At 73.3% G+C, this 25,806-nt stretch carries 32 protein-coding genes and 1 pseudogene; 17 read left to right on the top strand and 16 right to left on the bottom strand.

Annotation, left to right across the window (positions count from 1 at the left end):
- Window positions 1-11 precede the first annotated feature (11 nt).
- On the top strand, window positions 12-272 hold the full coding sequence (locus HTZ82_RS31855) for a potassium-transporting ATPase subunit F (protein WP_217624294.1): 261 nt from the start codon (window positions 12-14) through the stop codon (window positions 270-272).
- Between the two features lie 183 nt (window positions 273-455).
- The gene (locus HTZ82_RS18530) at window positions 456-1,286 is read left to right on the top strand and encodes a hypothetical protein (RefSeq protein WP_175410529.1); all 831 of its coding nucleotides are present in this window, start codon (window positions 456-458) and stop codon (window positions 1,284-1,286) included.
- A gap of 4 nt (window positions 1,287-1,290) precedes the next feature.
- On the opposite strand, the gene HTZ82_RS18525 is transcribed toward HTZ82_RS18530, so the two are convergent.
- A complete protein-coding gene (locus HTZ82_RS18525; protein ID WP_309235553.1) occupies window positions 1,291-1,713 on the bottom strand; it encodes a DUF6401 family natural product biosynthesis protein in 423 nt (140 codons plus the stop codon).
- A gap of 230 nt (window positions 1,714-1,943) precedes the next feature.
- Here HTZ82_RS18525 and HTZ82_RS18520 point away from each other — a divergent pair, with 230 nt between their 5' ends.
- The 4 genes and pseudogenes from HTZ82_RS18520 (at window position 1,944) to HTZ82_RS18505 (ending at window position 3,718) form a co-directional block, all read left to right on the top strand.
- Window positions 1,944-2,315 carry an SsgA family sporulation/cell division regulator gene (locus HTZ82_RS18520; RefSeq protein ID WP_175410528.1) on the top strand — a complete coding sequence of 124 codons (372 nt, stop codon included), beginning with the start codon at window positions 1,944-1,946 and terminating at the stop codon, window positions 2,313-2,315.
- A gap of 70 nt (window positions 2,316-2,385) precedes the next feature.
- Window positions 2,386-2,874, top strand: a complete 489-nt coding sequence (locus HTZ82_RS18515) for a CrcB family protein (RefSeq protein WP_175410527.1) — start codon at window positions 2,386-2,388, stop codon at window positions 2,872-2,874.
- Window positions 2,871-3,203 (top strand): annotated as a pseudogene (locus HTZ82_RS18510) (DUF190 domain-containing protein); the annotation flags it as partial. The gene HTZ82_RS18515 and the pseudogene HTZ82_RS18510, both read left to right, overlap by 4 nt.
- A gap of 152 nt (window positions 3,204-3,355) precedes the next feature.
- Window positions 3,356-3,718, top strand: a complete 363-nt coding sequence (locus HTZ82_RS18505; protein ID WP_175410525.1) for a CrcB family protein — start codon at window positions 3,356-3,358, stop codon at window positions 3,716-3,718.
- 11 nt (window positions 3,719-3,729) lie between these two features.
- On the opposite strand, the gene HTZ82_RS18500 is transcribed toward HTZ82_RS18505, so the two are convergent.
- Together HTZ82_RS18500 and HTZ82_RS18495 are read right to left on the bottom strand one after the other, a co-directional pair.
- The gene (locus HTZ82_RS18500) at window positions 3,730-4,356 is read right to left on the bottom strand and encodes a DJ-1/PfpI family protein (RefSeq protein WP_175410524.1); all 627 of its coding nucleotides are present in this window, start codon (window positions 4,354-4,356) and stop codon (window positions 3,730-3,732) included.
- A complete protein-coding gene (locus tag HTZ82_RS18495; protein WP_175410523.1) occupies window positions 4,287-5,432 on the bottom strand; it encodes a GlxA family transcriptional regulator in 1,146 nt (381 codons plus the stop codon). The genes HTZ82_RS18500 and HTZ82_RS18495 overlap by 70 nt, the downstream gene beginning before the upstream one ends.
- Window positions 5,433-5,643: 211 nt before the next feature.
- On the opposite strand from HTZ82_RS18495, the gene HTZ82_RS18490 reads away from it, so the two are divergent.
- The 5 genes from HTZ82_RS18490 (at window position 5,644) to HTZ82_RS18470 (ending at window position 10,416) form a co-directional block, all read left to right on the top strand.
- Complete coding sequence (locus tag HTZ82_RS18490) at window positions 5,644-6,660, top strand: alpha/beta hydrolase (RefSeq protein WP_175410522.1); 1,017 nt, start codon at window positions 5,644-5,646, stop codon at window positions 6,658-6,660.
- Window positions 6,653-7,855 carry an acyltransferase gene (locus HTZ82_RS18485; protein ID WP_175410521.1) on the top strand — a complete coding sequence of 401 codons (1,203 nt, stop codon included), beginning with the start codon at window positions 6,653-6,655 and terminating at the stop codon, window positions 7,853-7,855. The genes HTZ82_RS18490 and HTZ82_RS18485 overlap by 8 nt, the downstream gene beginning before the upstream one ends.
- A complete protein-coding gene (locus tag HTZ82_RS18480; protein WP_175410520.1) occupies window positions 7,848-9,218 on the top strand; it encodes a histidine kinase in 1,371 nt (456 codons plus the stop codon). Before HTZ82_RS18485 ends, HTZ82_RS18480 begins: the two co-directional genes overlap by 8 nt.
- Window positions 9,215-9,892 (top strand): response regulator transcription factor, encoded by a 678-nt coding sequence (locus HTZ82_RS18475; protein ID WP_175410519.1) that lies wholly within the window; start codon window positions 9,215-9,217, stop codon window positions 9,890-9,892. Before HTZ82_RS18480 ends, HTZ82_RS18475 begins: the two co-directional genes overlap by 4 nt.
- 149 nt (window positions 9,893-10,041) lie before the next feature.
- Window positions 10,042-10,416, top strand: a complete 375-nt coding sequence (locus HTZ82_RS18470; RefSeq protein ID WP_175410518.1) for a hypothetical protein — start codon at window positions 10,042-10,044, stop codon at window positions 10,414-10,416.
- Here HTZ82_RS18470 and HTZ82_RS18465 read toward each other — a convergent pair.
- The 3 genes from HTZ82_RS18465 to HTZ82_RS18455 form a co-directional block, all read right to left on the bottom strand.
- A complete protein-coding gene (locus HTZ82_RS18465; protein WP_175410517.1) occupies window positions 10,401-10,673 on the bottom strand; it encodes an SCO5918 family protein in 273 nt (90 codons plus the stop codon). The two genes, HTZ82_RS18470 and HTZ82_RS18465, sit on opposite strands and share 16 nt — an antisense overlap.
- Window positions 10,674-10,713: 40 nt before the next feature.
- A complete protein-coding gene (locus tag HTZ82_RS18460; RefSeq protein ID WP_175410516.1) occupies window positions 10,714-12,171 on the bottom strand; it encodes a DEAD/DEAH box helicase in 1,458 nt (485 codons plus the stop codon).
- A gap of 169 nt (window positions 12,172-12,340) precedes the next feature.
- Window positions 12,341-12,544 carry a cold-shock protein gene (locus HTZ82_RS18455; RefSeq protein WP_175410515.1) on the bottom strand — a complete coding sequence of 68 codons (204 nt, stop codon included), beginning with the start codon at window positions 12,542-12,544 and terminating at the stop codon, window positions 12,341-12,343.
- 333 nt (window positions 12,545-12,877) lie between these two features.
- Here HTZ82_RS18455 and HTZ82_RS18450 point away from each other — a divergent pair, with 333 nt between their 5' ends.
- On the top strand, window positions 12,878-13,210 hold the full coding sequence (locus tag HTZ82_RS18450) for a MerR family transcriptional regulator (protein WP_175410514.1): 333 nt from the start codon (window positions 12,878-12,880) through the stop codon (window positions 13,208-13,210).
- Window positions 13,211-13,306: 96 nt separating this feature from the next.
- Here HTZ82_RS18450 and HTZ82_RS18445 read toward each other — a convergent pair whose 3' ends face one another.
- From HTZ82_RS18445 to HTZ82_RS18430, 4 genes are all read right to left on the bottom strand, one after another.
- Window positions 13,307-13,681, bottom strand: a complete 375-nt coding sequence (locus tag HTZ82_RS18445; RefSeq protein ID WP_175410513.1) for a hypothetical protein — start codon at window positions 13,679-13,681, stop codon at window positions 13,307-13,309.
- Window positions 13,682-13,872: 191 nt separating this feature from the next.
- Entirely contained in the window at window positions 13,873-15,417 is a 1,545-nt protein-coding gene (locus HTZ82_RS18440; protein WP_175410512.1) for a tripartite tricarboxylate transporter permease, read from the bottom strand.
- 25 nt (window positions 15,418-15,442) lie between these two features.
- Window positions 15,443-15,946, bottom strand: coding sequence for a tripartite tricarboxylate transporter TctB family protein (locus tag HTZ82_RS18435; RefSeq protein WP_175410511.1), 504 nt, complete (start codon window positions 15,944-15,946; stop codon window positions 15,443-15,445).
- A gap of 15 nt (window positions 15,947-15,961) precedes the next feature.
- Complete coding sequence (locus HTZ82_RS18430; RefSeq protein WP_175410510.1) at window positions 15,962-16,987, bottom strand: tripartite tricarboxylate transporter substrate binding protein; 1,026 nt, start codon at window positions 16,985-16,987, stop codon at window positions 15,962-15,964.
- Window positions 16,988-17,249: 262 nt separating this feature from the next.
- Here HTZ82_RS18430 and HTZ82_RS18425 point away from each other — a divergent pair, with 262 nt between their 5' ends.
- Window positions 17,250-18,002: a response regulator gene (locus HTZ82_RS18425; RefSeq protein WP_175410509.1), complete on the top strand. Its 753-nt coding sequence runs from the start codon at window positions 17,250-17,252 to the stop codon at window positions 18,000-18,002.
- A gap of 124 nt (window positions 18,003-18,126) precedes the next feature.
- Entirely contained in the window at window positions 18,127-19,485 is a 1,359-nt protein-coding gene (locus HTZ82_RS18420; protein WP_254711948.1) for an RtcB family protein, read from the top strand.
- A 63-nt stretch (window positions 19,486-19,548) separates the two neighbouring features.
- Here HTZ82_RS18420 and HTZ82_RS18415 read toward each other — a convergent pair whose 3' ends face one another.
- Together HTZ82_RS18415 and HTZ82_RS18410 are read right to left on the bottom strand one after the other, a co-directional pair.
- Window positions 19,549-19,989, bottom strand: coding sequence for an archease (locus tag HTZ82_RS18415; protein WP_175410507.1), 441 nt, complete (start codon window positions 19,987-19,989; stop codon window positions 19,549-19,551).
- On the bottom strand, window positions 19,986-20,438 hold the full coding sequence (locus HTZ82_RS18410) for a YbhB/YbcL family Raf kinase inhibitor-like protein (RefSeq protein WP_175410506.1): 453 nt from the start codon (window positions 20,436-20,438) through the stop codon (window positions 19,986-19,988). The genes HTZ82_RS18415 and HTZ82_RS18410 overlap by 4 nt, the downstream gene beginning before the upstream one ends.
- Window positions 20,439-20,539: 101 nt before the next feature.
- On the opposite strand from HTZ82_RS18410, the gene HTZ82_RS18405 reads away from it, so the two are divergent.
- A complete protein-coding gene (locus HTZ82_RS18405; protein ID WP_175410505.1) occupies window positions 20,540-20,914 on the top strand; it encodes a DUF2267 domain-containing protein in 375 nt (124 codons plus the stop codon).
- Between the two features lie 320 nt (window positions 20,915-21,234).
- Window positions 21,235-21,495, top strand: a complete 261-nt coding sequence (locus tag HTZ82_RS18400) for a hypothetical protein (RefSeq protein WP_175410504.1) — start codon at window positions 21,235-21,237, stop codon at window positions 21,493-21,495.
- Here HTZ82_RS18400 and HTZ82_RS18395 read toward each other — a convergent pair.
- The 4 genes from HTZ82_RS18395 to HTZ82_RS18380 all read right to left on the bottom strand — a co-directional run bounded on the left by HTZ82_RS18395 (window position 21,444) and on the right by HTZ82_RS18380 (window position 25,112).
- Window positions 21,444-22,478 carry a class II fructose-bisphosphate aldolase gene (locus tag HTZ82_RS18395; protein WP_175410503.1) on the bottom strand — a complete coding sequence of 345 codons (1,035 nt, stop codon included), beginning with the start codon at window positions 22,476-22,478 and terminating at the stop codon, window positions 21,444-21,446. The genes HTZ82_RS18400 and HTZ82_RS18395 overlap by 52 nt on opposite strands.
- Window positions 22,475-23,374, bottom strand: a complete 900-nt coding sequence (locus tag HTZ82_RS18390) for an SIS domain-containing protein (RefSeq protein WP_175410502.1) — start codon at window positions 23,372-23,374, stop codon at window positions 22,475-22,477. The genes HTZ82_RS18395 and HTZ82_RS18390 overlap by 4 nt, the downstream gene beginning before the upstream one ends.
- 156 nt (window positions 23,375-23,530) lie before the next feature.
- A complete protein-coding gene (locus HTZ82_RS18385) occupies window positions 23,531-24,268 on the bottom strand; it encodes a CmcI family methyltransferase (protein ID WP_175410501.1) in 738 nt (245 codons plus the stop codon).
- A gap of 28 nt (window positions 24,269-24,296) precedes the next feature.
- Window positions 24,297-25,112, bottom strand: a complete 816-nt coding sequence (locus HTZ82_RS18380; protein ID WP_175410500.1) for an RICIN domain-containing protein — start codon at window positions 25,110-25,112, stop codon at window positions 24,297-24,299.
- A 74-nt stretch (window positions 25,113-25,186) separates the two neighbouring features.
- Here HTZ82_RS18380 and HTZ82_RS18375 point away from each other — a divergent pair, with 74 nt between their 5' ends.
- Complete coding sequence (locus HTZ82_RS18375; RefSeq protein WP_175410499.1) at window positions 25,187-25,552, top strand: PH domain-containing protein; 366 nt, start codon at window positions 25,187-25,189, stop codon at window positions 25,550-25,552.
- The last annotated feature ends 254 nt before the right edge of the window (window positions 25,553-25,806 follow it).

The following is a 25,806-nucleotide window of genomic DNA, read 5'->3' as shown; positions in this document are numbered from 1 at the left end:
GGCCTACGCGCATGCGCGCGTACGTGACGCGTACGGACCGCGCCAAGAGGGCGTCGCCGCTCGTTATGGGGGTGTCAACGCGGCGCCCGGCGCGCGGCCTGGGCGGGTTTCCTCGAACCCGGAACGGCTGCCGGACGGGCGCCGTCTTCCACTGTGTCCACTGTCCGTACACCGGGAGTCCCCTCATGACCGAGTACGTCGTCGGCGTCATCGTGGCCGTCGCGCTCGTCGGCTACCTCGCGCTCGCCGTCACCTATCCGGAGCGCTTCTGACGCACAGCACGCACGGCACGTACGGCACGCCCGGCACGTACGGCACGCCCGTACGCATGGTCATCCGTATGGCGTCCATATGCCGCCCGTCGGCGCGTCAGGGACGGGAGGGCCCACGGCACGGCTGATATCCACGGAGGGTCATGAGCCTCTGCGGGAGGCTTGCCGAGTGAAGGACCCCTCATGCCCCAGCACGTCACGACCGTCACCACCCTCGCGGTGGACTTCCAGCAGGGCCTCACCGACGCCTGGTCGAGGGTCGCCCAGTTCGTTCCGAAACTCGTAGCCTTCCTCGTCATCCTGGCCATCGGCTGGTTCGTGTCGAAGGTGATCGCCAAGGTCGTCGACCGAGTCCTGCGGCGGGTCGGCTTCGAACGGCTCAGTGAACGGGCGGGCGCCTCCCGCATGCTGGAGAACTCGCAGTACGACGCGACGGGCATCCTCAGCAGGGTCGTGTACTACCTGCTGCTGCTCGTGACGCTCCAGCTCGCGTTCGGGGTGTTCGGCCCCAACCCGATCAGCGGCATGATCGACGGCATCGTGAGCTGGCTGCCGAAGGCGCTGGTGGCGCTGGTCCTGGTGGTCGTCGCCATGGCCATCGCGAACGCGGTGCGGAACATCGTCCGGGGCGTGCTCTCGGGCGTCTCGTACGGGAACACGGTCGCGACCGCGGTGTGGGCCGTCATCGTGGCCCTCGGTGTGATCGCCGCGCTGGGGCAGGCGCAGATCGCCACGGCGGTCACGCAGCCGGTGCTGTACGCGGTGCTCGCGACGGCGGCCGGCATCCTGATCGTCGGGGTCGGCGGCGGGGCCATCATGCCGATGCGGCAGCGGATGGAGCGCTGGATGGCGACGGCCGAGCAGGAGACCGCGAAGGCCCGCGGGGGCACCGGCGCCTACATGGCGGGGCGTGAGGACGCGCTGGCGCAGCAGCAGGAGAGGGAGCGGGAGCGCCGGGGCGGCGCGGGCGGCGTGGGCGGCGCGGGTGAAGGGACCGGCAGGGACCCGATGTGACCGCTCAGTCCAGGTCCAGGCCATCCAGGTCCAGGTCCTGATCCGGGTCCGGGCCCGGGTCCCGCTTCTCGGCGTCCGACGCGTCGAACGGGTCCCGGGCCCGGCCCGTGCCGGGGCGGTCGCCGAGCAGGTCGTACCGGCGTATCAGCCAGCAGACGGCGGTCAGCCGGCACACGGCGTAGTCGTGGCCGGGCGGCTCGTCCCAGCCGGTCTCGGCGAGCGCGTCGAGGAACCCGAGCGCGTAGTCGGACAGCGCCTCCTCGTCCGGGGCCGGCGGCACCAGCCCGGGCCCGTCGGCGCCGATGCGCTCGCGCAGTTCCGCGACATGCTGGTCCACGGCGGCGACGAACCCGGGCTCGAAGGCGAACTCGGCGAGGCGCGGCGTGTACGTCGTGGCGACGGCGGCGAGCGGCGACAGGCAAGGCATCCGCACACGTTAGGCCGGGGACGGGCGGCTCGAAGAGCCCCAAACGTCCACATGCGACCCATCTCACGCACCGCTCAGCACCGCTCAGCACCGCTCAGGCCCGGGGGCGAGCCGGGCGGGATTCGTGCGAGCAGGATAGGCGTCGCTTCTGAGGGGCACTGGGGGAGGCGTACGTCTTCGCATCCGGCTTCGCATCCGGAGCTCGCCACTCTCTGGCTCGGGAGGAACCCATGAACGCCGTCCTGCACGACAAGCTTTTCATGCGCCTTCACGAACTGCCGGTCCTTGCGCACCTCACGTACGACGAGGCCGACCCGTACGCGGTGCGCGTCGCCTTCACGGACGGTGAACACGTGTACGCGGAGTGGCGGCTGGACCGGGGGATGCTGCGGGAGGGCCTGCGCCACGAGGTCGGGGAGGGTGACGTACGGGTGTGGCCGGGGTGGCCGGGCGTGCACATCGAACTGTGCGGTGAGGCGGACTTCACGGTGGGCGAGCAGTCGCTCGGCCGGTTCCTGGACCGTACGTACGAGGTGGTGCCGGAGGGCGAGGAGCGGGTGGACGTGGACGCCCTGGTGTCCCGGCTCCTCGCCACGGGGTGACCTACCCGAGGGGCCCCGAGCAGGTCGTTGCAGCATGGCGCGCGGGGATGCCGTGGTTAGGCTCCGTCTCATGACCGGTACGACCCGAGGGGCGCACGGAGCACGCGGAGCATGGCGCCCGGCCGCTCGCCGCGTGGCGCCGCGCGCGGAGTGGCCGGTGCTCGGCGCGGTGGCGCTGGGCGGCGGCCTGGGGGCGGTGGCCCGGCACGCCGTGGCGGTGGCGTGGCCCGCCGCGCCGGGCGGGTTCCCCTGGGCGACACTGTGGACGAACGCGGTGGGCTGCGCGGCGATTGGCGTGTTCATGGTGCTGCTGGACGAGGTGTGGCGCCCGCACCGGCTGGTGCGCCCGTTCTTCGGGACGGGAGTGCTGGGCGGGTTCACGACGTTCTCGACGTACGCGCTCGACGTCCACGGCCTGCTGGAGCGCGGCCGACCGCTGACGGCGATGACGTACCTGGTGGCGACGCTCGCGGCCGCGCTGACGGCGGTGACGCTGACGGCGTGGGGGACGCGGCGGACGCTGGAGCGGCGGACGGCGGAACGGAGGGCGGCGGCATGACGAGACTGACGGGTACGGCCCTGCGCCTGACGGTCTTCGTCGGCGAGTCGGACCAGTGGCAGCATCGGCCGCTGTACACGGAGATCGTGCACCGCGCGCACGAGGCGGGGCTGGCGGGCGCGAGCGTGTTCCGCGGCATCGAGGGCTTCGGCGCGTCGTCCCTGATCCATACGTCGAGGCTGCTGTCGCTGAGCGAGGACCTGCCGGTGGCGGTGGTCGTCGTCGACGAGGCGGCGCGCGTACGGGCGTTCCTGCCGCGGCTGGACGAGCTGGTGGCGGAGGGCCTGGTGACGCTGGAGCCCTGCGAGGTGATCCGGTACGTGGGCCGGGGACGCGGAACGGAGTCAGCCGGGCCGGGCGAGGACGGGTCGGGCGAGGGCGGGTCGGGCGAGGACGGGGCAGGAGCGAACGGGGCAGGAGCGAACGGGACCGGGGCGGATGGCGCCGGGGCCGGCGGGGCCGGCGGGACCGGGGTTGACGGGTGATCTGGCTGCTGGTCCTGGCGGGCGGCGCTCTGGGTGCCCCCCTCCGCTACCTCACCGACCGTGCGGTCCAGTCCCGCCACGACACGGTCTTCCCGTGGGGCACCCTCGCCGTCAATCTGCTGGGCTCCCTCATCCTGGGCACGCTCGCGGGCGCGGCGGTGTCGTCCCCGGCGTACGCCCTGCTCGGCACGGGCCTGTGCGGTGCGCTCACGACGTACTCGACGTTCTCGTACGAGACGCTGCGCCTGGCCCGCTCGGGCTCGGCGGCGTACGCGGCGGCGAACATCGCGGCGACGACGGCCCTCGCCCTGGCGGGCGCCTACGCGGGCGTCGCGGCGGGCCGCGCGCTGTGGGGCTGATCGCCCTCGCCTCACTCCAGGGCCAGTCCCGCCCCGCGGAACCGTTCGACGAGTGCGGCGGGTGCCTTGTCGGGGGACCCGGCGTCGTACGGGGGCCGGGGGTCGTACTCCATCATCAGCTGGGCGGCCTGGGCGTGGGTGTCCCCGGCGACGCGACCGACGAGGCTGAGTCCCATGTCGATGCCGGCGGACACCCCGGCGCCGGTCACGTACTTGCCGTCGAACACGACGCGTTCGTCGACGGGTTCCGCGCCGAAGCGCTCCAGTTTGTCCATGGCCAGCCAGTGGGTCGTGGCGCGGCGCCCCTTGAGCAGCCCGGCGGCCCCGAGGATCAGGGAGCCGGTGCAGACCGACGCGGTCCAGGTGGTGTGCGCGTCGACGGCCCGCAGCCAGTCGGACACGGTGTCGTTGCCGAGGTCGGGCTGGCCGCTGCCGACGACGACGAGGATGTCGGGCCGGGTGACCTCGTCGATGGACTTGCGGGCGACGAGGGAGAGCATCCGGTTGTCGTCCAGCACGGGCCCGGAGCGCTCGGCCACGAAGACGGTCTCGTAACCGGGCAGGGAACTCAGGGCCTGGTAGGGCCCGATGGCGTCGAGCGCCGTGAACTTGTCGTAGAGGAAGATGGCGGTCTGCACAGCGGCTTCTCCAAGCAACGGGAAGAAGAGACAGGAACAGGGGCGGGCGAGGCCCCGGCGGCGCGGAACCGCCGCCGGTACTCGGCGGGCGCGGACCCGAGGGCCTTGACGAAGGCGCGGCGCATGGCCTCGGGGGTGCCGTAGCCGCTGGCGCGGGAGACCTCCTCGACGCTGTCGCGGGTGTCCTCCAGGAGCCGGCGGGCGTGTTCGAGCCGTACGCGGTCGACGTACCGCCCCGGCGGCACACCGGTCTCGGCGTGGAAGGCGCGGGCGAAGTGGCGCGGCGACAGCCGGGCGCGCTCGGCGAGCGCGGGCACGGACAGGTCGCCGTCCGGGTGCTCGCTGATCCAGCGCTGCACCTCCCGCAGGGGCTCGCGCCGCGCGGTCTGCGCGGCCAACTGGGCACTGAACTGTGCCTGGTTGCCCGGCCGACGCAGGAAGACGACGAGGTGGCGGGCGACGGTGAGGGCGACGTCGCGGCCCAGGTCCTCCTCGACGAGCGCGAGGGCGAGGTCGATGCCCGCGGTCACGCCCGCGGAGGTGGCGATGTGGCCGTCGCGTACGTAGATGGGGTCGGGGTCGACGTCGATGTCCGGGTGGTCGCGGGCGAGCTTGGCGCTGTACGCCCAGTGCGTGGTGACCCGGCGCCCGCCGAGCAGCCCGGCGTCGGCGAGGAGCAGGGCGCCCGTGCACACGGACACGAGCCGCTCGGGCCGTGCCCCGAACTCGCGCAGCCACGCGACGAGTTCTGGCTGCTCCTCCCGCGTCCCGTGCCCGCCGGGCACGATCAGGGTGTGCGGCACGGGGGCGTCCTCCAGGGCGAGGTCGGGGAGGAGGGTGAGCCCACTGGACGTCCGCACCGCCCGCCCCCCGACGGACGCGGTCCGCACCCGGTAGGCGCCACGGTCCCCGCTTCCGCCCCCGCCCCCGCTCCCGCCCCCGCTTCCGACCCCGGCCACGTACCCGGCTCCGACGAACACCTCGACGGGCCCGGTCACATCAAGACTCTGAACGTCGTCGTACACGACGACCAGCACGTCCCTGCCCGCGCCGGAACGCGGTTCCTCCGTGGTCATGCCTGGAATTCTTCAACCGGGCAGAGGTGTCCGCAATGACGAAGAACCCACCCTTCCTGCCATGCGAAGCCATACCTGTCATACCTGTCATACCTGGGAGCTACGGGGAAGGTTGGCTCCGTGGTGTGACGTCGGGTGGGGTGTGGGGTTCGTACTTTTCGTGTCGGAAGCGCTGGTCCAGCGCTGGTCTTCGGCACGGAAGGACTGTCCTATGGCGACTCGTCGGCGCGGATCTCGTCTGCGGGGAACTCGTGTGCGCGGCAAGGGCCGTGTGCGTCGTGGGCTGCTCGCCGTGCTCGTCGTGCTGTCGGTGGCCGTACCGGTGTCGGGGGCGGCGCGGGCGGCGGGGGTGCCGGCGCCGGTGCCCGTGGTGGGGGACGGGATGCCGGAGGCGAGTGCGGACGGGCTGCGGGAGCGGTACGCGGCGAGCCGGGACGGGATACGGGCGGCGGAGGCGGTGGCGGCCGGGCACGGGGACCGGCGTCGGGCGGCGGCGCTGCGGGCGATGGCCGGTCCGGAGCGGCAGTTCCTCTCCTTCGACGGGCGGGACGGCGGGCGGGCGGTGGAGGTGTTCGGGGACCTGGCCGCGGCGGAGCGGATCGCCGTGCTGGTGCCCGGCTCGGACACCGACCTCGACTCGTACGACCGGTTCAGAGCGGGTGCTGTCGCGCTGCGGGAGGAGACCGGCGGCCGGGTCGCCGTCATCGCCTGGCTCGGCTACGCCACGCCCAGCGCTCTCAGCCTCCGGGCCCTCACGGCGGGACGCGCCGACGAAGGGGCGTCGCGACTGCGCGGATTCGTGGAGCGGTTGGGGGCGACCCTGCCGGCCGGGCGGATCTCGCTGCTGTGCCATTCGTACGGGTCCGTGGTGTGCGCCCGGGCCGTGTCCGGGCTGCGGGTCTCGGACGTGGTGCTGTACGGCAGTCCCGGTACCGGCGCCGACAGCGTGGACGCGCTGCGGACCGGGGCGACCGTGTGGGCGGGGCGCGGCGGCGGCGACTGGATAGCGGACGTGCCGCATGTGCGGCTGCCGCTGGTCCTCACGACCGTCGGGTTCGGGACGGACCCCGTGTCGGACGAGTTCGGCGCCCGCGTCTTCGATGCGGGCGAGGGCGGCCACAGCGACTATCTGAAGCCGGGCTCCGTCGCGCTGCGGAACATCGGCCGGATCGTGTCCGGGCGTGACGTGCCGGGGCACGGTGTGTCGGGGGTGGTGCGCGGTGCTTGAGGCCGTCCGGCGGATCGAGGCCGCCACACCGCCCGGCCGTGACCGGGCCGATGACGCCCTGCGGGCTCTCGCCGTCCTGGGCGTGGTGCTCGGGCACTGGCTGGTGACGGCGCTGGTCGCCGACAGCGGCACGCTGCGCGTCGCCAGCCCGTTGCGGGAGTTGCCCGGACTGGCCCCCGTCTCCTGGGTGTTCCAGACGCTGGCTGTGTTCTTTCTCGTCGGGGGCCGGGTGGGTGCCCGGAGCCATGCCGCGGCCCGGTCGCGCGGGGTGCCCTATCGGCAGTGGCTCGGCGGGCGCATACGCAGGCTGTTCCGGCCGGTGGCCGCCGTCCTGGTGGTGTGGGGCGTGGCCGCCGGGGCGATGCTGGCGTCGGGCGTGGGCTGGGAGACGGTGCACAACCTGCTGAAGCTGGTGTGGTCCCCGCTGTGGTTCCTGCTGGTGTACGTGGCGTTGACCGCCGCGACACCGGTGGTCGCCAGGCTCCACCCGGCGTGGCCGCTGGCCCTCGTCGCGGGTGTGGACGTGTGGCGGTTCTGGGGCGGCGGTCCTGCGTGGGCCGGGTGGGTCAATGTGGCGGGCGGGTGGCTGGTGCCGTACTGCCTGGGGGCCGCGTGGGCCCAGGGCCGGCTGCGGGGCCGGACGGCCGGCTGGGCGCTGCTCGGCGGGGGCGCGGCCGCCGCGACGCTGCTGGTGGTGTGCGCGGGGTATCCGGCCGCCATGGTCGGAGTCCCGGGGGCGGAGGTCTCGAACCTCAGCCCGCCGACCCTCGCCGCCGTCACGTTCGGGCTCGCCCAGTGCGGGGCGGCGCTGCTGCTGCGGGGGCCGCTGCGGCGGGTGCTGCGGCGCCCTGCGGCGTGGGCGCCGGTGGCGCTCGTGAACCAGTCGGCGATGACGATCTTCCTCTGGCACCAGACGGCGATGATGGCGGTGACCGCCACGGGCCTGTTCGCCGCCGGGGACCCGCTGCCCGGGTTGCACACCGTGCCCGACGAGGCCGGGTGGCTGGTGGCGCGGCTGCTCTGGCTGCCGGTGTTCGCCGCGGGGCTGCTGGTGTGCTGGGCCGCGTTCCGCACGTACGAGAGCGCAGGGGGCGGCAAGGTCGACAGCAGGAAGGATGACAAGGGGAAGGTGGGCCGTTCGCGCGTGGTGTGCGCGGGGAGGCCCGGACAGAGGGGGGTGGTGCGCGATGCGTGAAGGACATCGTGTGCGGAAGGGCGGGGCGGCTGCGCTCGTACGGCGGGTGCCGACGGCGGTGAAGGGGCTTCCACGGGCGCTGCGCGAGGACTTGTGGAGTGCGGCCGTCGGGCCGCCGCCGCGGCCGGTCAGCGGACGGCCCGGCTGGATGATCTGGCAGCCGGCCGTCGTGACGGCGCTGGTGCTGTGCGCGGTCCTCCTGGTCGTGTTCAGCGTCAGCGAACTGGCCTTCGGCCGCTACGGGCTCGGTATGTCGTACGCGCTGCTGCTGGGCGGACTGCAGGGGGCGGCGCTCGTCGCGGCGCTGTTCCGGCCGGTGGCCGCCTGGTGGATGGTGACGCTCGGCGTGGTCGCTGTCGCCCTGCTCGCGGCGTCCTCCGTGCACCGGGACGCGCTGTTCCCCTGGACGGGGTGGGGGATCGCCGCGCAGGCCGGGGTCCTGCTGCTGCTGGCGCTGCGGGTGCGGCCGCGGGCGGCGGCCGAGGCTCTGACGCTCAGCATCGTGGCGGGCGGGCTGTGCGGTCTGCTCGCGCCGCCGGTGCACAACTCCAGCATCGGCCGTGCGGTCGTCGTGCTGACCACGGCCGTCGTCGTGGGCGCCACGCTGCGCGGCCGGCAGGTCGCCCATGACGAACTGGTCCTTCAGGAAGGGATGACCGCCGAGGAGCGGTCCCGGCGCACGCTGCTGGAGGAGCGGCAGCGGATCGCCCGGGAACTGCACGACGTGGTCGCCCACCACATGTCGGTGATCTCCATACAGGCGCAGGTCGCCCCGCACCTGGTCAAGCGGCCGTCCGACGAGCTGAAGGAGAACCTGGCCGGCATCCGCGACCACGCGGTGGAGGCACTGACCGAACTGCGCCGGGTACTGGGCGTGCTGCGCTCGGAGGACGCCCCGGCGGAGCCGGCGCGGCACGCGCCGCAGCCCACCCTCGACCGGCTGGACGAGCTCATCGGCAAGGTGCGGGACGCCGGCCTCACGGTGCACGCCCGGACGGCGGGCGAGCCGCGGCCGGTGCCGCCGGGCGTGGACCTGTCGGCGTTCCGCATCGTGCAGGAGGCACTCAGCAACGTGCTGCGGCACGCGCCCGGGGCGGACGTGGAGGTGGAGATCGGCTACCACGCGGCCGCGCTCACCGTCCGCGTCACCAACACCGCCCCCGTCGCCGGACAGCGCGGTCCCGGCGGTGGGGTCGGGGAGGGTCACGGGCTGCTCGGTATACGGGAGCGCGCTGCGATGCTGGGGGGCGAGGTGGTCACCGGGGCCACCCCGGACGGCGGCTACGAGGTGACCGCGGCGCTGCCGACTGCGCCGGGCCTCCCGGCTGCCCTGCCCGACACCGCTGGTGAGGACACCGCATGACGACGACAACTGTCCGTGTGCTGATCGCCGACGACCAGATGATGGTGCGGCAGGGGTTCACCGTGCTGCTCGACGCCGAGGCCGGCATCGAGGTGGTCGGCCAGGCGGTCGACGGCCACGACGCCGTCGCCAAGGCCGCCGGACTGGCCCCGGACGTGGTGCTCATGGACATACGGATGCCGGGGCTCGGCGGTATCGAGGCGACGCGGCGCATCACGGAGGCCCGTGGGGCCATGGCCAAGGTGCTCGTGCTCACGACCTTCGACCTCGACGAGTACGTGTACGAGGCGCTGCGCGCGGGGGCGTCCGGGTTCCTGCTGAAGGACGCGTCGGCGGCGGAGCTCGCCCGTGCGGTCCGGGTCGTGGCGGCCGGGGACGCGCTGCTCGCGCCGAACATCACCAAGCGGCTCATCGCCGAGTTCTCCCGCGTGACCGGCGCCCCGCGTGTGGTGCTGAAGGACCGGGTCGGCGACCTGACGGAACGGGAGACGGAGGTGCTGTCCCTGGTGGCGCAGGGCCTGTCGAACGCGGAGATCGCCGGGAGCCTGGTGGTGGCGGAGCAGACGGTGAAGACGCATATGAGCCGGATCCTGGTGAAGCTGGGCCTCCGCGACCGGACGCAGGCGGCGGTCTTCGCGTACGAGACGGGCCTGGTGCGCCCGACCGGGTACTGACCGCGCCCGGGCCGGGCCGGGGAGGGACGCCGTCACCTCGGCCACAGGCCCAAGCATGCCGGGGGGGAGAGAACTCACCCGTACGGCCCAGGGGCGATCCGTGGGTGTGCGGGGCCCCACGGCGGCGGGCCTGCTTGTAAGGTCGCGGCATGACGAAGCCTGATGCCCTGCTCGTTGATGTCGCGGCGACTGTCGAGTCGGAGCAGTCCAGTCAGATGTCCCTCACCGTGGTCGTCGACGGTGCCGTCATCACCGGGCGACTCGCCCCGGAGAGCGTGTGGAGGGAGCGGGTGGCCGAAGTCCTGCGGGACTCGGACCGGCTCGGCGCGTTCGCCTCCTCCTTCGCGGCGCCGGACGCGGGCTCGCGTGAGCACCGGGACGCGGCGCCGACGCATCTGCACTTCCACGTGGCCCGCATCCTCCAGGGCACGCTGGGGATCCCGGAGACGGGCGGGATGTACCGGGTGGCCCTTGAGGACGTGAGCGCCTGGACGGTGGGCGACTTCAGCTACACCGACGGCTGAGCGGCGCCGGCCGCGCCGCCGACCGGGTGCGTGACGCACGTGAAGCCGAGGGCCCGGAGGGCCCGGGTGACCTCGGCCGCCGTGAAGTCGCGCCGGTCCTGCCGGGTGATCACCTCACCGACCTGCTTGACGGGGAACGTCCGGCGGCCGATGACGGCGCAGGGCCCGACGGCCGGCTCCGCTCGTACGCCGGACATCATGGCCTCGACCTCGCTCGCGACGAAGTCGAACGGGAAGCGGGCGATCACACAGCGCATGGTGCCTCACAGGGTCGTGGTGGTCGTGCGGACGGGACGTTCACGCCGTGGTTCCGCCCCGGGCGGGGCGGCGGCGCCGTGAGGACCCGCCCCGCCGCCTCCGGGACGCACCCGAACGAGACGCGGACCCGGACCCGGCACCCGAGCCGGAGCCGGATGCCGGGGCGGACGCGGATGCCCTCTGCTTCTGCCGCTGCGGCTGCGGCTGCGGCGGGGTGACGACGACCGGGACGCCGGACGGGGTGCGGGCCCCGGTGATGCGGTTCAGTTCGGCGCCGCCGGAGCGGACCGCCGTGGTCCGCGGCCTGATCCCGGCGTCCGCCATGAGGCTGTCGACGGTGCGGCGCTGGTGGGGCAGGACCAGGGTGACGACGCGTCCCGACTCGCCGGCGCGGGCGGTGCGGCCGCCGCGGTGCAGATAGTCCTTGTGGTCGCCGGGCGGGTCGACGTTCACGACGAGGTCGAGGTCGTCGACGTGGATGCCGCGCGCCGCCACGTTCGTCGCGACGAGCGCCGTGACGTCGCCGGACTTGAACTGGGCGAGAGTCCGGGTGCGCTGCGCCTGCGACCGGCCGCCGTGCAGCGCGGAGGCCCGTACGCCGTTCTTGAGGAGGAGCCGGGTGAGCCGGTCCACGGCGTGCTTGGTGTCCAGGAACATGATCACGCGCCCGTCGCGGGCGGCGATCTCGGTGGCCGTGGCGTTCTTGTCGGTGTCCTGGATGTGCAGGACGTGGTGCTCCATGGTGGTGACCGCGCCGGCCGTCGGGTCGACCGAGTGGACGGCGGGGTCGTGCAGGTAGCGCCGTACGAGCGTGTCGACGTTGCGGTCCAGGGTGGCCGAGAACAGCAGCCGCTGGGCGTCCGAGCGGGTCTGCTGGAGCAGTCCGGTGATCTGGGGCAGGAACCCCATGTCGGTCATCTGGTCGGCCTCGTCGAGGACGGTGATGCCGACGGCGTCGAGCCGGCAGTCGCCGCGCTCGACCAGGTCGCGCAGCCGGCCGGGCGTCGCGACGACGAGTTCGGCGCCGTCCCGCAGGGCGGCCACCTGGCGCCCGAACGACACACCGCCGACGACCGTGGCGGCGCGCAGGCCGAGGGCGCGGGCGTACGGGGTGAGGGCGTCGGTCACCTGCTGGGCCAGCTCCCGGGTGGGGACGAGGACCAGGGCGAGGGGGCGGCGCGGTTCGGCGCGTATGCCGGCGAGCCGGGCGAGGACGGCCAGTCCGAAGGCGAGGGTCTTGCCGGAGCCCGTACGGCCGCGGCCCAGCACGTCACGGCCGGCCAGCGAGTTCGGGAGGGTCGCCGCCTGGATCGGGAACGGCTCCGTCACCCCTTCGGCGCCGAGCGCGTGGAGGAGCGGAGCGGGCAGGCCGAGTGCGTCGAAGGACGCCACGGGCGGCAGCGGCGGGGTGTGCGTGACCGGCGGGGCGAAATCCCTCGGCGGCGGCGGGTTCTGCGTTTTGGGGCGGCGGGTGCGGCGCGGAGTCGTACGGGCCATAAAGGGTGTTCCTCGGAAATCAGATCGGGGCGATCGAAGAGATCGAGGAATTCACGGCCCTCGATTCGGCCGGAAGCGCGGGACTTCCGGTGGTCGGTGCGGGGTGAACGCGACGGCGCCGGGGCCCGCACCCACGGTGCGGGCCCCGGCGGCGCGGGAACGTCCGGCCTCAGGCGGGAACGATGTTCTCCGCCTGCGGGCCCTTCTGGCCCTGCGTGACGTCGAAGCTGACGCGCTGGCCTTCCTGGAGCTCACGGAAGCCCTGCGTCGCGATGTTGGAGTAGTGGGCGAAGACGTCGGCGCCGCCGCCGTCCTGCTGGATGAAGCCGAAGCCCTTTTCGGCGTTGAACCACTTCACGGTGCCAGTAGCCATGCTGTTTTCTCCTTGACGGGGATTTCGGACCCGCACTGCGCGGGCCCCGCGTCGCCGCGATGATTGCCCCGTCCGGAAAACCCGGCAATACAACACTGAAATGCTCCGCCGCCGGAACGGCGATCAGAACATGTGAAGACATGGGAACCACAACTGCAACTGCCGTCGACAGTAGCACGCAGATTTCCCATCCGGGGGGAATTCTCCGACATTCGGCCGAACGTCTCAGAAAATCTGCAACGGCCGAAATAGACATGCGTTCCGTACGCGGCTACCGTTCCGCACGGGGGCGGGGCCGGCCGCGACGCCCCGAGCCCGGGACGAAAGGTGCGCATGCCTCAGGGAGCGCGACGCAACACCGCCGACAACCTCGACGACGACGACTACCCGGCGTACTCGATGGGCCGCGCCGCCGAGCTGATCGGCACGACACCGGCGTTCCTGCGGGCCCTCGGCGAGGCCGGGCTGATCACCCCGCCGCGCTCGGAGGGCGGCCACCGCCGGTACTCGCGCCACCAGCTGCGGCTCGCCGCGCGGGCCAGGGAGCTCGTCGACCAGGGCACGCCCATCGAGGCGGCGTGCCGCATCATCACGCTGGAGGACCAGCTCGCGGAGGCCCGCCGTGTCATCGACGAGCTGCGGACCCGGCACCCGGGCGGAGCCTGACGCCCCTACGTCCCGGCCCGGCGCCAGCATCAGGCCCAGCGCAGGCCCAGGCCCAGGCCCGGCGCCTCACCCTCAGGCCCAGTCCGGCGCCCGCCGTCAAGGCTGCTGGTCGCTGTGGCCGCAGAGCCACGCCAGGGCGTCATGGACGCCGAGCGCGTAGTCCCGGGCGTCCGCCGGGCACGCCGGGTCGTCGATCAGCACGGCCGCCGCGTCCGCCTCGGCGGTCAGCGTCCACAGGGTGGGTACGGGCCGGTTCCCCCGCGCCCCCGTGATCGGGCCCCGGGCGTCGCGCGCCAGCGCCCACCGGTACGCGTCGGCCGCGCCCTCGGCCAGCGCCGCCGTGCGGCCGTCGCCCGCGCTGAACCCGTCGGCGAGCGCCTGGTCGAGCGCCTGGTACACGACCTCGACCTCCGCCGCGGGCCGGACACCGATCCACGTGACCTCCGTCTGCGTCTGCCCGCGGGGCGACATATGCGTGTGCCTCCCTCTGCGCCTCGACCGCGCGTTCCCGCGCCTCCTCGCTGTGGGCGGATCCCCCTGGTCCGGGTCCCCTGGAAGCCGGAGACCATGCCGCGAGGGCGGCGGTGCCATGGCTTCGGCACCGCCGCCCTCGCTGGTTCATCCCGTACGAGCCGTACGAGCCGTACGAGCCCTACGACGAGTCAGGCGTCCACCTTCTCGGCATCCGAGGCCGCCGCCGGGCCCGCCGCCGCGACCGCCGCCTGCCGTCGGCGCCGGCGCCACGCCCCGTACAGCGGTGCCACCATCGACAGCGCCGCCAGCGCCAGCAGGGCCGCCGAGATCGGCTTGGTGACGAAGGTGCTGAAGTCACCGGAGGAGATCAGCAGCGCCTGCCGCATCGACTTCTCCATCAGCCCGCCCAGGATGAGCCCCAGGATGAGTGGCGCCGCCGGGAAGCCGTTGGCCCGCATCAGGAAGCCGATCACACCGAACCCGACGAGCAGCCACAGGTCGAAGACGCTGAACGACTGGCCGTACACACCCACCACGCAGAACACCACGACCAGCGGAAGCAGCAGCTTCTGCGGGGTCTTCAGGACCTTCGCGAAGAGCGGGATCAGCGGCAGGTTGAGGATCAGCAGCACGATGTTGCCGATGTACATGCTGGCGACGACACCCCAGAACATGTCCGGGTTGTCGGTCATCATCAGCGGACCGGGCTGCACGCCCAGCACCAGCAGCGCGCCCAGCAGCACCGCCGTCGTACCGGACCCGGGCACGCCCAGCGTCAGCAGCGGTACGAACGACCCGACGGCGGCCGCGTTGTTGGCCGACTCGGGCGCCGCGACGCCCTTGGGCGCGCCCTTGCCGAAGCTGTCGCCGTCCTTGGCGAGCCGCTTCTCGAAGGAGTACGACAGGAACGACGCGACCGTGGCGCCCGCGCCCGGCAGCACGCCGATGAAGAAGCCGAGGAGGGAGCCGCGCCCGGTGGGGCCGCTGATCTCCTTCAGCTCACGGCGGTTCAGCCGCAGCGTGGTGATGGTGCCTTCCTTGCCGCTGCCCTTGCCGCCGTTCATCAGCATCACGAAGACCTCGGCGAGCGCGAACACGCCCAGGGCCACGATCAGGAACTCCACGCCCTCGAACAGCTCGATGGTGCCGAAGGTGAAGCGCTGCGTGGAGGTCTGCGAGTCGATGCCGATGAGGGCGATCATCACGCCGACGGTGCCGGAGATGAGGCCCTTGGTGAGGTTGTTCCCGGAGAGGGAGACGACGGCCGTGAGGCCGAGGACCATGAGCGCGAAGTACTCGGCGGGGCCGAAGCTGACGGCGACCGCCGACAGGGACGGCGCGACGAGCATCAGTCCGACCACGCCGATCGTGCCGCCCGTGAACGAGGCGATCGCGGCGATGGCCAGCGCCTTGCCCGCCTTGCCCTGCTTGGCCATGGGGTAGCCGTCGAAGGAGGTGGCGACCGTTCCGGCCACGCCGGGTGCGTTGAGCAGGATCGACGACGTCGAGCCGCCGAAGATCGCGCCGTAGTAGACCCCCGCGAGCATGATGATCGCCGAGACGGGGTCCATGGTGAAGGCGATCGGGATCATGAGCGAGATCGCGCTGATCGGGCCGAGGCCCGGCAGCATGCCGATCACGGTGCCCATGAGCACGCCGAGGAACACGTAGAGGAGATTGGCCGGGGTGAGGGCCACCCCGAAGCCGTCGATGAGTCCGTTGAGAGCGTCCATGCCAGGTGGTCCGTCCGTCTCCAGGTCAGAAGGGCAGCGGCCCGGTCGGCAGGGCCACGTCGAGGCCCTCGGACATGGCGAGGTAGAGCGACAGGGACACGCCCAGGCCCACCAGCGTGCTCACCCAGTGCTTGGCGAAGCCCAGGTACCAGGCGGTGCCGACGACGAAGAGGGTCGTCGAGATCACGAAGCCGAGCGGTACGAAGAGCGCCACGTAGCCGCAGATGGCGAGGAGCAGGACGGCGGGGTCGGTCCGGGCGTCCCGGAACCGGCCGCTCGCGCTGCGAGGAGCGGCTGCGGGCGCGTCCTGCGCGTCCTTCGCGTTCTGCTCCTCCTTCGGCTTCTGGAAGAACAGCGCCACCGACAGCACGATCAGGACCACCCCGAGCCCGCGGGGCAGGGTGCCGGGCTGGACGGGCACCTCCACGGCGGTGAAATCGGGAATGCGGTACGCCAGCACGGTGTACGCCACCGCGAACGCGCCCAGGACGAGCGCGAGCGTGCGCTGCGAGAAACGGAAGTGATGCATCGTCCGCTACTTCTTCTACTTCTTCAGGCCGACGTCGGAGAGGATGCTGCTCAGCTCCTTGTTCTGCTGGTGCAGGAAGGAGTCGAACTCCTCACTGCCGAGGTAGGAGTTGGTCCAGCCGAGCTTCTTGCTCTCCGCCTTCCAGGCGTCGGACTCGATCATCTTCTTGTACGCGTTCTCGTAGTACGCGATCTGCGGCTCGGTGAGGTCCTTGGGGCCCATCACGCCGCGCCAGATGTCGAAGACGTACTTCACGCCGGACTCGGTGAGGGTCGGGGCGTCCGGCAGGATCTCGGACCGCTCCTTCGTGGAGACGGCCAGCACCCGCAGGTCGCCGGACTTGACCAGGCCGGTCACCTCGGACGCGCCGGCCACCGCGGCCTCGGCGTGACCGCCGAGCAGGGCGGTCAGGGCCTCGCCGCCGCCGTCGAAGGGCACGTACTTGACCTTGGACGCGTCGGCGCCCGCCGCCTTCACGGCGCCCGCGAGGCCGACGTGGTCGAGGCTGCCGGGCCCGGAGCCCCCGGCGATGCTGACGCTCTTCGGGTCGGCCTTGAGCTTGGCCGCCAGGTCGCCGAAGGTCTTGAACGGCGACGACGCCTTCACGACGTACGCGAGGGGCTCGGTGTTGAGGCGGGCGATCGGCGTGAAGTCGTCGTACGACTGCTGCGACTCGCCGGCGAGCGGCACGAGCAGGATGGGCGGGCTGGTCACGAACAGCTTGTGCGGGTCGCCGGGGTGCTGGGAGATGTACGACCAGCCGATGGCGCCGCCGCCGCCCGGCTTGTTCACGACCCGCAGGGGCTTGTCGATCAGGTTCGCCTCGTCGAGGACGCGGGCGCTGGTACGGGCCAGGGTGTCCCAGCCGCCGCCGGTGCCGGCGGGGGCGACGTACTCGATGGGCTTGGACGGCTTCCAGTCGCCGCTGTCGCTGCCGCTGCCTGCGCCGGTGGCCTGCTGTCCGCCGCAAGCGGCGAGCAGCAGAGTGGCCGAACCGGCGGCGACGGCCGCCATGACTGCTCGGGGGGCTGAGCGGGACATGCTTCCTCCGGCTGTGCTCTCGGGGGTGCTGCGTCGATGGGGCGTTATGCAAACAGCGCGGGAGCCGGGCCGGAAAGGCATCCGAGCGTTGTGCAGCTATTGGTCGCGACGAATCTTTTGGTCCTTGTGTTCACCGCCAGGCATCGGTGCGGCAACGCTTCCGCCGGAGCGGGTGACGGGCCGGGGTCCCTGTTGCAGACTGCGCGAACGGAACCGAGGGGGCCCCGCGCGGGCTCGGACGGGCGCGGAAGGGAACCCCACCATGATCAAAGTCCTGGTCGTCGACGACGACTTCATGGTCGCCCGACTGCACCGCAGGCTCGTGGAGCGGGTCCCGGGCTTCACCGTCGTCGGGGAGGCCCGCAGCGGCGCGGAGGCCCTGCGCGCGGTGCGCGACCTACGTCCCGACCTGGTCCTCCTGGACATGTACCTGCCGGACATCGGCGGCCTGGACGTGCTGCGCGAGCTGCGCGCCGGTACGGCGGGCGCGTCCGAGGCCGACGTCCTGGTGGTGACGGCGGCCCGGGACGCCGCGACCGTGCGGGGCGCGCTGCGGGGCGGGGCGGTGCACTACATCATCAAGCCGTTCGACGGTTCTGTCCTCCAGGAGCGTCTCCAGCAGTACGCCCGCCGGCATCACGAACTGGCGTCGATAGCGACCCCGGCCCAGGCCGACGTCGACCGCGTCTTCGCCGCCCCGACCGCGCCCCCGGCACCCCCCGCCGAGGCGCCCCACCTCCCCAAGGGCGTCACGGAGCAGACCGCCGACCTGGTCGGCACCACCCTGCGCACCCGCCCCGACGGCCTCTCCGCATCGGAGTGCGCCGAGGCGACGGGCCTCTCCCGCGTCAGCGCCCGCCGCTACCTGGAGTTCTTCGTCTCGACGGGCCAGGCGGAGGTAACCCTCCGCTACGGCACAGCGGGCCGCCCGGAACGCCGCTACCACTGGCTACCCGCCACGCCCGCCACGGCCGCGACGCCCGCGTCGGCGCCTGCAGAGGCCCGAAACGGCTGAAGGCCGTACGAAGGCCCCGATGGTGCGGTGTGAGAGGGCGGGGCCGGGGTACCGGGGCGGGGTGGCTGTGGTGGATGTGGTGGAGGAGCGGCGGTATCGGTTTCGGATCGCGCCGCGGGGGGCGATGCGGGTGCCGGGTGTGGTGTTCGCGTCGCGGGAGTTGTTGCGGGACGCGGAGCAGTCGCTCCAGCAGGTCGTCAACGTCGCCACGCTGCCGGGCATCGTCGGCGCCTCGTACGCCATGCCCGACATCCACTGGGGGTACGGGTTCCCGATCGGCGGGGTCGCCGCCACCGATGTCGCGCGCGGCGGGGTCGTGTCGCCTGGTGGCGTCGGGTTCGACATCTCCTGCGGCGTCCGGCTGCTCGCCGCCGACTGCGACCGGGCGGCGCTGCGGTCCGCGCTGCCGTCCGTCATGGACGGGCTGGGGCGGGCGGTCCCGCGCGGTGCCGGGCCCGGCGGGGTGTGGCGGCTGCCCGGGCCCGGGCAGCTGGAGCGCATCCTGCGCGGCGGGTCGCGGTACGCCGTCGAGGAGGGGCAGGGCGAGGAGTGGGACCTGGTGCGGTGCGAGGACCGGGGCGCCGTCGCCGACGCCGACGTCGAGCAGGTCAGCGCGCGCGCCCGTGAGCGCGGGCTCGGCCAGGTCGGCAGCCTCGGCTCCGCCAACCACTTCCTGGAGGTCCAGGAGGTCGTCGAGGTGTACGACGAGGCTGTGGCCGGGGCCTTCGGGATCGCGCGCGGACAGGTGTGCGTCATGATCCACTGCGGGTCCCGGGGCCTCGGGCACCAGATCTGCTCCGACCACGTACGGCTCATGGACCGCGCCATGGACCGGTACGGGATCGACGTTCCCGACCGGCAGCTCGCCTGCACCCCCGTGGACTCGCCTGAAGGCCGCGCCTACCTCGGCGCCATGGCCGCCGCCGCCAACTACGGCCGCGCCAACCGCCAGTTGCTCTCGCAGGCCGCCCGCCGCGTCTTCCGGCAGGCCGCCGGGGTCCGCCTCACGCTCGTGTACGACGTGTCCCACAACCTCGCCAAGATCGAGACCCACACGGTCGACGGCGAGCCGCGCCGCCTGTGCGTCCACCGCAAGGGCGCCACCCGCGCCTTCCCGCCCGGCCACCCGGACCTCCCCGACGACCTGCGCGCCGCCGGGCAGCCCGTCCTCATCCCCGGCACCATGGGCACCGCCTCGTACGTCCTGACCGGCGTCCCGGGCGGCGACGCCTTCCACTCCACCTGCCACGGCGCCGGCCGCGTGATGAGCCGCCACCAGGCCGCCCGCACCATCGGCGGCAAGGAGCTGCGGGCCCGCCTGGAGACCGAGGGCGTCGCCGTACGGCCGCTGTCCATGCGCGGGCTCGCGGAGGAGACCCCCGAGGCGTACAAGGACGTCGGCGCCGTCGTCGACGCGAGCGAGGGCGCCGGGCTCTGCCGGAAGGTGGCCCGGCTGGTGCCGCTGGGGGTGGTGAAGGGGTAGGCCCACAGGACCGCCCGGACGCCCAGGACCGCCCGGACGTCTCCGTGCCTCATCTCATGCGTCTCATACGTCCACCGTCGCCTCGCACGACCAGCCGTACGCGTCCCTCGCCATGTGCAGTTCGTTCCACGACACCGCCTTCGGTACGGAGCCGGTGACCGGGACCGCCGACACGGAGACGACCGCGAGCCGTACGTCCAGGTCGCCGTCCGCCGTCTCCACCTCGACGTCCACCGGCACCTCGCCGTGCACGTCGAGCCGGTACACGACCTCCTCCAGGAGCGCGGCGAGCAGATCGTCGTCGCTCTCCTCCGGCACGCGCACACGCCGGACCGCCGTCGCGCGGGCGTCCGACACGTCGGCGAAGCACTCCACGAGCCCGAGCACGGCTTCCCCGAGGCACTGCTCGCGGCTCGTGCCCCAGGCCTCGATCCGTACGTCGGCGGTGTGCGGCAGGGCCCGGTGCCCCGCCTCGCCGCGTGGCCGTACCGGCGGCTCGCTCACCGCTGGTAGACACCCACCAGTGTGCCGCTGGCCACCTCCCGCTGCTCGACGGTCTCGTGCACCTGCTGCGCCGTCGGGGCGTCGGGCAGCACGCACGGCTCGTCGACCGCGTACAGACGGAAGAAGTAGCGGTGCGGACCGTCGCCCGGCGGCGGGTGCGGGCCGTCCCAGCCGCGCCGCCCGAACCCGTTGACGAGTTCGGTGGCGCCCTGCGGCAGCGTGCCCGCCTCGGTGCCGTCGGTGTGCGGGTCGATGCCCACGACGACCCAGTGGACGAAGGTGCCCGACGGGGCGTCGGGGTCCTCGCAGAGGAGGACCAGCTCGGACGCGTCGTCCGGCACACCGGACCAGCGCAGCGGAGGCGAGACGTCCTCGCCCTCCAGGGCGTACCGGCGCGCGATCGGCGCGTGGTCGTTGAACGCGGAACTCTTGAGGTCTATCCCGGTCATGACGCCCGCAGTACCCCCATGGCGCCGGTGCATGCACCCGCGGACGCGGGGGCACCCGTCCGCCGAGCCCCCATGGCTCGCCTCATCTCAGGGGAGCCGCGATGATCACTCATGAACGCCTGGCCGAGGCCGTCGCCTCCCAGGCCCGTCTGAAGAGCACCGATGAAGCGCTCCGCGCCGTCAGGGTCACCGTGGCGGCCGTCGCGCACCGGCTCGACATGCCACGGCGCCGGCGGCTGCGGGAGGCCCTGCCCGGGCCCGAGCAGGACGCCGCGTACGCGATCGTGCCGCCGGCGGGCGACGCGTACGCCGAGCTGCTGCCCGAGATCGCCCGCAACCTCAGCACGACCCCCGAACGGGCCGGGCTGCTCGCCCGGACCGTGCTGTCGGAGCTCGCGGAGGAGGACCAGGAGCTGGGCCGCGAGCTGCGGACCTGGCTGCCGGCCGAGTACGGGGAACTTCTCAGAAAATCATGAGACGAGGGGTTTCGTCCCTCTTGTGCCGAGTTATCCTATAAGTAGACCTACGGGACGAGCGAGGGAGTTCGACCGGAGTAGCCGACTCGGCAGTAAGCAGCAGTTGGGCTTGTGCCGTTGCCGACGTCGACGGTCGGGCTGAGAGGCTCGAAGGTCGGGTCACACCGACTGGAGGGCGACCCCCACTACCTGATCCGGACAATGCCGGCGCAGGGAGCCCGCCTCGTAGGTCGTTTTCGTGCGCCGTGCCCCGGCGGTGGGGTACGGCGTTGTCGTTGTCGGATCAACCCCGCTCGACGACGACGTCCTCTGGAGGCCCCATGCCCCCCATGCCCCGTATCGCCGCCACCGCCCTGACCGCCGCCGCGGCCGCGGCTCTCGCCCTGGGCACCGCCCACGCCGCCCACGCCGCTCAAGCGGCGGACGACGCCTCCCCGCTGCCGCTCGGCGACGCCGGCGGCGCCGCGCTCGGTGGAGCCTCCGGGCTCGGCAGCGCCATGGGCGGTACGGCCGTGTCGGGCGCCACGACCTACGCGGGCGGGCTGGCGAGCCTCGCGGGCGCCGTGGGCTCCCTCCAGTAGGCACCGTCCGCGGCCGCACCGTCCGCTGCCGCGCCGTCCGCGGCCGCACCGTCCGCCGCCGCGCCGTCCGCGGCCGCACCGTCCGCCGCCGCGCTGACCGCCGCGCCGGCCCCGAGGACGCCGAGCAGCCGGGTGACCTCGTGGGCCATCGCCGTACGGCCCGCGCCCAGGTAGCGGCGCGGGTCCGACAGCGCCGGGTCGCTGTCCAGGACGGCGCGGGCCGCGCCCGTGAAGACCCGGTTGAGCTGCGTGGCGATGTTGACCTTCGTGATGCCGTGCGCGACGGCCCGGGTCAGGTCCGGGTCCGGCACCCCCGACGAGCCGTGCAGCACCAGCGGCACCGGGACCGCCGTACGCAGCGCGCCGATCAGCGCGAAGTCGAGCCGGGCGTCCCGGGTCGCCATGGCGTGCGAGGTGCCGACGGCCACCGCGAGCGCGTCCACGCCCGTCGCGGCGACGAACGCGGCGGCCTCGTCCGGATCCGTACGGGCGCCCGGGGCGTGCACCCCGTCCTTGCCGCCGATCTCGCCCAGCTCCGCCTCCACCCACACCCCCGCCGCGTGGCAGCGGGCGCCGACGGCCGCCGTCGCGGCGACGTTCTCCTCGTACGGCAGCGCCGACCCGTCGAACATCACGGACGTGAAGCCCAGGTCCAGGGCCTCCTGGACCAGTTCCGGGCAGGTCGCGTGGTCCAGGTGCACGGCGACCGGCACGCGCGCCGCCCGTGCGACGGCGAGGGTCGCGGCGGCGACGGGGCCGAGCGTGCCGTGGTAGCGGGCGGTGTTCTCGCTGATCTGGAGCACCACCGGCGCGCCCGCCGCCTCCGCGCCGGTCACGATGGCCTCGGCGTGCTCAAGCTGGACGACGTTGAACGCCCCGACCCCGACCCCGACGGCGGGGAGACGCCCGGCCGCCCCGGCTTCGGCCCCGTGCCCGGGCCGCGCCGCCGGGCGCACGATCTCGCCCGTGCCGACGAGCGTCACGACTCGACCAGCACGATCGAACGGGTCAGGTGGCGCGGCCGGTCCGGATCGAGCCCCCGCCGCTCGGCCAGTGCGACGGCCAGCCGCTGCGCCCGCACCAGACCGGCCAGCGGATCGACCGGCTCCCGCACGCCCGCCCCGACCGACGCGTCCGTCACCGCCAGGGCGCCCGTCGCGCGGATCTCGTCGAGGAGGCCGGGCGGCGGGGCGCCGAAGAACCAGACGGCGCTGTCCGGGCCGGTCACGCTGATGGGCCCGTGCCGGTACTCCATGGCGGGGTACGACTCGGCCCACGCGCCGGACGTCTCACGGAGCTTGAGGGCCGCCTCGTGGGCCAGGCCGACGGTCCAGCCGGTGCCGAGGAACGTGAACTGGCCCGCGTCGAAGGCCCCTTCGGGCAGCGGCTCGCTCAGGGCGCGCTCCGCCTGCGCGGGCAGGTCGGCCGGTGCCAGGCCCAGTGCGGCGCGCAGCAGGACGAGGGCGGTGGTGGCGAACCGGGTCTGGACGACGGACCGTTCGTCCGCGAAGGACAGGTCGACGAGCGTGCCGGCCGCCCGCCGTACCGGGGTGTCGGGCGCGCCCGTCACGGCGACGGTCGGGATGCCGCCGGTGCGCTCCAGCGCCGCCAGCACCTCCGTCGTCGTACCGGACCGGGTGATGGCCAGGACCCGGTCGTAGCGGCGGGCCGCCGGGTACTCGGACGCGGCGAACGCGTCGGTCTCGCCGAGCCCCGCCGCCTCGCGCAGCGCCGCGTACGCCTGCGCGATGTAGTACGACGTGCCGCAGCCGACGACGGCGACGCGTTCCCCTTCCTCCGGCAGTCCCGCCGGGCGCAGCTCCAGCGCCCGGCGCCAGCAGGCGGGCTGGTCGGCGATCTCCCTGTCGACATGGCTCACGGCGACTCGACTCCCCTGCTGCTGACCTGCTGCTGACCTGTGCTGCCTGACGCTGCCCCGGTGACCGAAGGTGATTCGTTTATAGAACTACCACGCATGTGTGAGCAAGTATGCGCACGTACGATCACGGGGTGCGCGTCCGGCGCGACGGGTCGGCTACCGCACCCGCTCCAGCCATCCGCCCGGGTGGCAGGTCAGGCCGTACCGTTCGAGGTCGCGGCGGCCGCGGAACGCGGACCCCGCGGGTGACGCGAGCCAGTCCCGTACGGCGGGCTGGACGCCGCCCGGCATGCCCGGCGGCCGCAGCTCGGGTACGTCCACGATGCCGTCCTCGACCAGGAAGAACCCGCCGACCGGCACCATCGGCGCGTAGTGCCGCAGGGCCGCCGTCGTCGTCGCGTATGTGTGCAGCGTGTCCTCGACGACGAGGCAGCGCGCACCCGGCGGCAGCGCGTCCCGGACCCGCTCGGCGGTGGCGGGGTCCGTGATGTCGCCCTCCACGAGCGCGATGTCCCGTTCGTACGCCGGGTCCGCCCCGGACAGCGACGCCCGCGCCTTGTCCTGCACCAGGTCGACGGTGACGACCCGTACGTCGCCGGGCACCCTCCCGTACGCGGCGAGCGCCCGCAGCCGGTCGCGGAACCAGAGGGCGGACCCGCCGAAGTGCGTACCGAGCTCCACGACGGCCTGGCAGCGCGAGAGCCACATCAGGTGCTCCATGAGGCGCAGGTCCTCGGGGAACTTCTTGATCCGCACGCCCGCGTACACATCGCGCAGGTGCTGGCGCTCGCGCGCCTTCCAGTACGCGCCGAGGCTCTGGTCGAGGGCCACCTCCACGCGCGGTGGCAGCGCTTCCGTCCCGTTCAGGTCATCCGCGTCATCCACGTCATCCACGTCATCGAGCGAACCACGCGCCGGATGACTACGCGACCGGCTGGAGCGCCCACGACGGGGGATTGGCGGGATCCGGCTGCTGGAGCTGCACCGGCGCCCCGGCGTCCGGGCCCGCCGGGGCCAGGACCAGGCCGGTGCCCTTGAGCGCGAGCACCTGGGTGCCGGGCGCGGCCGGATGGGGGAGCGGCTGCCAGCTCTGCGTCGCGGCGCCGTCGGCGCAGGCGCGCTGCACGACGGCGGCGCCCGGGGCGACCGGGTCGGCGCCCTGGAGGCAGAGGCCGGAGTGCGCCGCCTGGATCCGGACGTGGCCGTCGCCGAGGTCGGTGAGCTGCCACCGCTGGTTGGGCTGGCCGTTGGCCTGCCAGGCGATGACGGGGGCGCCGTCGTCCAGGGACACGCCCTGGACGTCTGCGGCCCGGCCGGTCGCGGGGTCGACGAGGACGAAGGCGCCGGTGGGGACGGGAGGCGGGGCGGGCGTGGGCGTGGGCGTGGTGCTCGGCGTGGGCGCGGAGGACGGCGTCGGGGCGGCCTCGGAGGCGGCGGCGGTCGTGGCCGTGGTGGCGGCGGTGGGCCGCGCCTGTGCGACGGGACCGGCCGTACCGCCGTCGCCGGCGCCGAGCAGGGCGCCGATGCCGAGCCCGACGGCGGCGCACACCACGATGCCCGCCGCCACGAGCGCCGCGCGCGGCGGCCCGCCCCGCGCTCTGCGGCGCTCCGCCCGCGCCCCGGGCGGCGGCGCTTCGGCTTCGACGTGCGGGAGTGCGCGCGTGGCCTCCAGCGGCGCGATCACCTCCGTCGCGTCCGGGTCCCACATCTGCTGCTCGGGCCTCGGGGGTCGGTTCACCGGCGCGCTCCTCCTCGGGATGTCCAGGACGTAGAGTGCGACGATCGTACGAATCGCAGCAATGGGGGGCTCTCATGGCACTGTTCGGCAACGCGCACACCGTCGACCCGGCGAGCGCGCAGCAGGACTACGCGCGGCTGCTGGGCCAGGGCGAGCGGGTGCAGGCCGCGTTCCTGCTGATCCGCGACACGATCCTGTTCACCGACCGCCGGCTGATCCTGGTCGACAAGCAGGGGATCACGGGCAAGAAGGTCGAGTACCACTCGATCCCGTACCGCAGCATCACGCACTTCGCGGTCGAGACGGCGGGCACGTTCGACCTGGACGCGGAGCTGAAGATCTGGATATCCGGCAACCCGGCCCCGGTCCAGAAGACCTTCACGAAGGGCGTCGACATCTACGAAGTGCAGGCGATCCTCACGCAGTTCGTGGCGCGTTGACCGCTCGCGGGAGAAGGCCCTGCGCGCTCGGCGCGAGCAGGGCCTTCTTGCCGCCGCTCCATTGACCTTCCGTCAGCCGACTCCTAGCGTCTGACCGGACACTCGAACTTCGTTCGAAATGACGAACGAGCGAACCCTGTGCGGAAGAGAGGCACCCCCATGGCACCGCCCCTCAACAGACGCGAACTGTTCCACACCGCATCGGTCCTGGCCGCCGGAGCGGCCGTCCCCCTGACCGCCGCCGGCACGGCGAG

Origin of the sequence: Streptomyces sp. TRM64462 (genome assembly GCF_013362995.1) — a bacterium.
Lineage (GTDB): Bacteria > Actinomycetota > Actinomycetes > Streptomycetales > Streptomycetaceae > Streptomyces.
The sequence above is the reverse complement of the archived record's forward strand: the minus strand, read 5'-3'. Positions and strand labels throughout refer to the sequence as shown.

Bases quoted from the DNA above. Each gene is read 5' to 3' on its own strand.
- HTZ82_RS31855 (WP_217624294.1), top strand. From the start codon at position 12: ATGCGCGCGTACGTGACGCGTACGGACCGCGCCAAGAGGGCGTCGCCG.
- HTZ82_RS18530 (WP_175410529.1), top strand. From the start codon at position 456: ATGCCCCAGCACGTCACGACCGTCACCACCCTCGCGGTGGACTTCCAG.
- HTZ82_RS18525 (WP_309235553.1), bottom strand. From the start codon at position 1,713: ATGCCTTGCCTGTCGCCGCTCGCCGCCGTCGCCACGACGTACACGCCG.
- HTZ82_RS18520 (WP_175410528.1), top strand. From the start codon at position 1,944: ATGAACGCCGTCCTGCACGACAAGCTTTTCATGCGCCTTCACGAACTG.
- HTZ82_RS18515 (WP_175410527.1), top strand. From the start codon at position 2,386: ATGACCGGTACGACCCGAGGGGCGCACGGAGCACGCGGAGCATGGCGC.
- HTZ82_RS18495 (WP_175410523.1), bottom strand. From the start codon at position 5,432: ATGACCACGGAGGAACCGCGTTCCGGCGCGGGCAGGGACGTGCTGGTC.
- HTZ82_RS18490 (WP_175410522.1), top strand. From the start codon at position 5,644: ATGGCGACTCGTCGGCGCGGATCTCGTCTGCGGGGAACTCGTGTGCGC.
- HTZ82_RS18480 (WP_175410520.1), top strand. From the start codon at position 7,848: ATGCGTGAAGGACATCGTGTGCGGAAGGGCGGGGCGGCTGCGCTCGTA.
- HTZ82_RS18475 (WP_175410519.1), top strand. From the start codon at position 9,215: ATGACGACGACAACTGTCCGTGTGCTGATCGCCGACGACCAGATGATG.
- HTZ82_RS18470 (WP_175410518.1), top strand. From the start codon at position 10,042: ATGACGAAGCCTGATGCCCTGCTCGTTGATGTCGCGGCGACTGTCGAG.
- HTZ82_RS18465 (WP_175410517.1), bottom strand. From the start codon at position 10,673: ATGCGCTGTGTGATCGCCCGCTTCCCGTTCGACTTCGTCGCGAGCGAG.
- HTZ82_RS18460 (WP_175410516.1), bottom strand. From the start codon at position 12,171: ATGGCCCGTACGACTCCGCGCCGCACCCGCCGCCCCAAAACGCAGAAC.
- HTZ82_RS18455 (WP_175410515.1), bottom strand. From the start codon at position 12,544: ATGGCTACTGGCACCGTGAAGTGGTTCAACGCCGAAAAGGGCTTCGGC.
- HTZ82_RS18450 (WP_175410514.1), top strand. From the start codon at position 12,878: ATGCCTCAGGGAGCGCGACGCAACACCGCCGACAACCTCGACGACGAC.
- HTZ82_RS18445 (WP_175410513.1), bottom strand. From the start codon at position 13,681: ATGTCGCCCCGCGGGCAGACGCAGACGGAGGTCACGTGGATCGGTGTC.
- HTZ82_RS18440 (WP_175410512.1), bottom strand. From the start codon at position 15,417: ATGGACGCTCTCAACGGACTCATCGACGGCTTCGGGGTGGCCCTCACC.
- HTZ82_RS18435 (WP_175410511.1), bottom strand. From the start codon at position 15,946: ATGCATCACTTCCGTTTCTCGCAGCGCACGCTCGCGCTCGTCCTGGGC.
- HTZ82_RS18430 (WP_175410510.1), bottom strand. From the start codon at position 16,987: ATGTCCCGCTCAGCCCCCCGAGCAGTCATGGCGGCCGTCGCCGCCGGT.
- HTZ82_RS18425 (WP_175410509.1), top strand. From the start codon at position 17,250: ATGATCAAAGTCCTGGTCGTCGACGACGACTTCATGGTCGCCCGACTG.
- HTZ82_RS18420 (WP_254711948.1), top strand. From the start codon at position 18,127: ATGCGGGTGCCGGGTGTGGTGTTCGCGTCGCGGGAGTTGTTGCGGGAC.
- HTZ82_RS18410 (WP_175410506.1), bottom strand. From the start codon at position 20,438: ATGACCGGGATAGACCTCAAGAGTTCCGCGTTCAACGACCACGCGCCG.
- HTZ82_RS18405 (WP_175410505.1), top strand. From the start codon at position 20,540: ATGATCACTCATGAACGCCTGGCCGAGGCCGTCGCCTCCCAGGCCCGT.
- HTZ82_RS18400 (WP_175410504.1), top strand. From the start codon at position 21,235: ATGCCCCCCATGCCCCGTATCGCCGCCACCGCCCTGACCGCCGCCGCG.
- HTZ82_RS18375 (WP_175410499.1), top strand. From the start codon at position 25,187: ATGGCACTGTTCGGCAACGCGCACACCGTCGACCCGGCGAGCGCGCAG.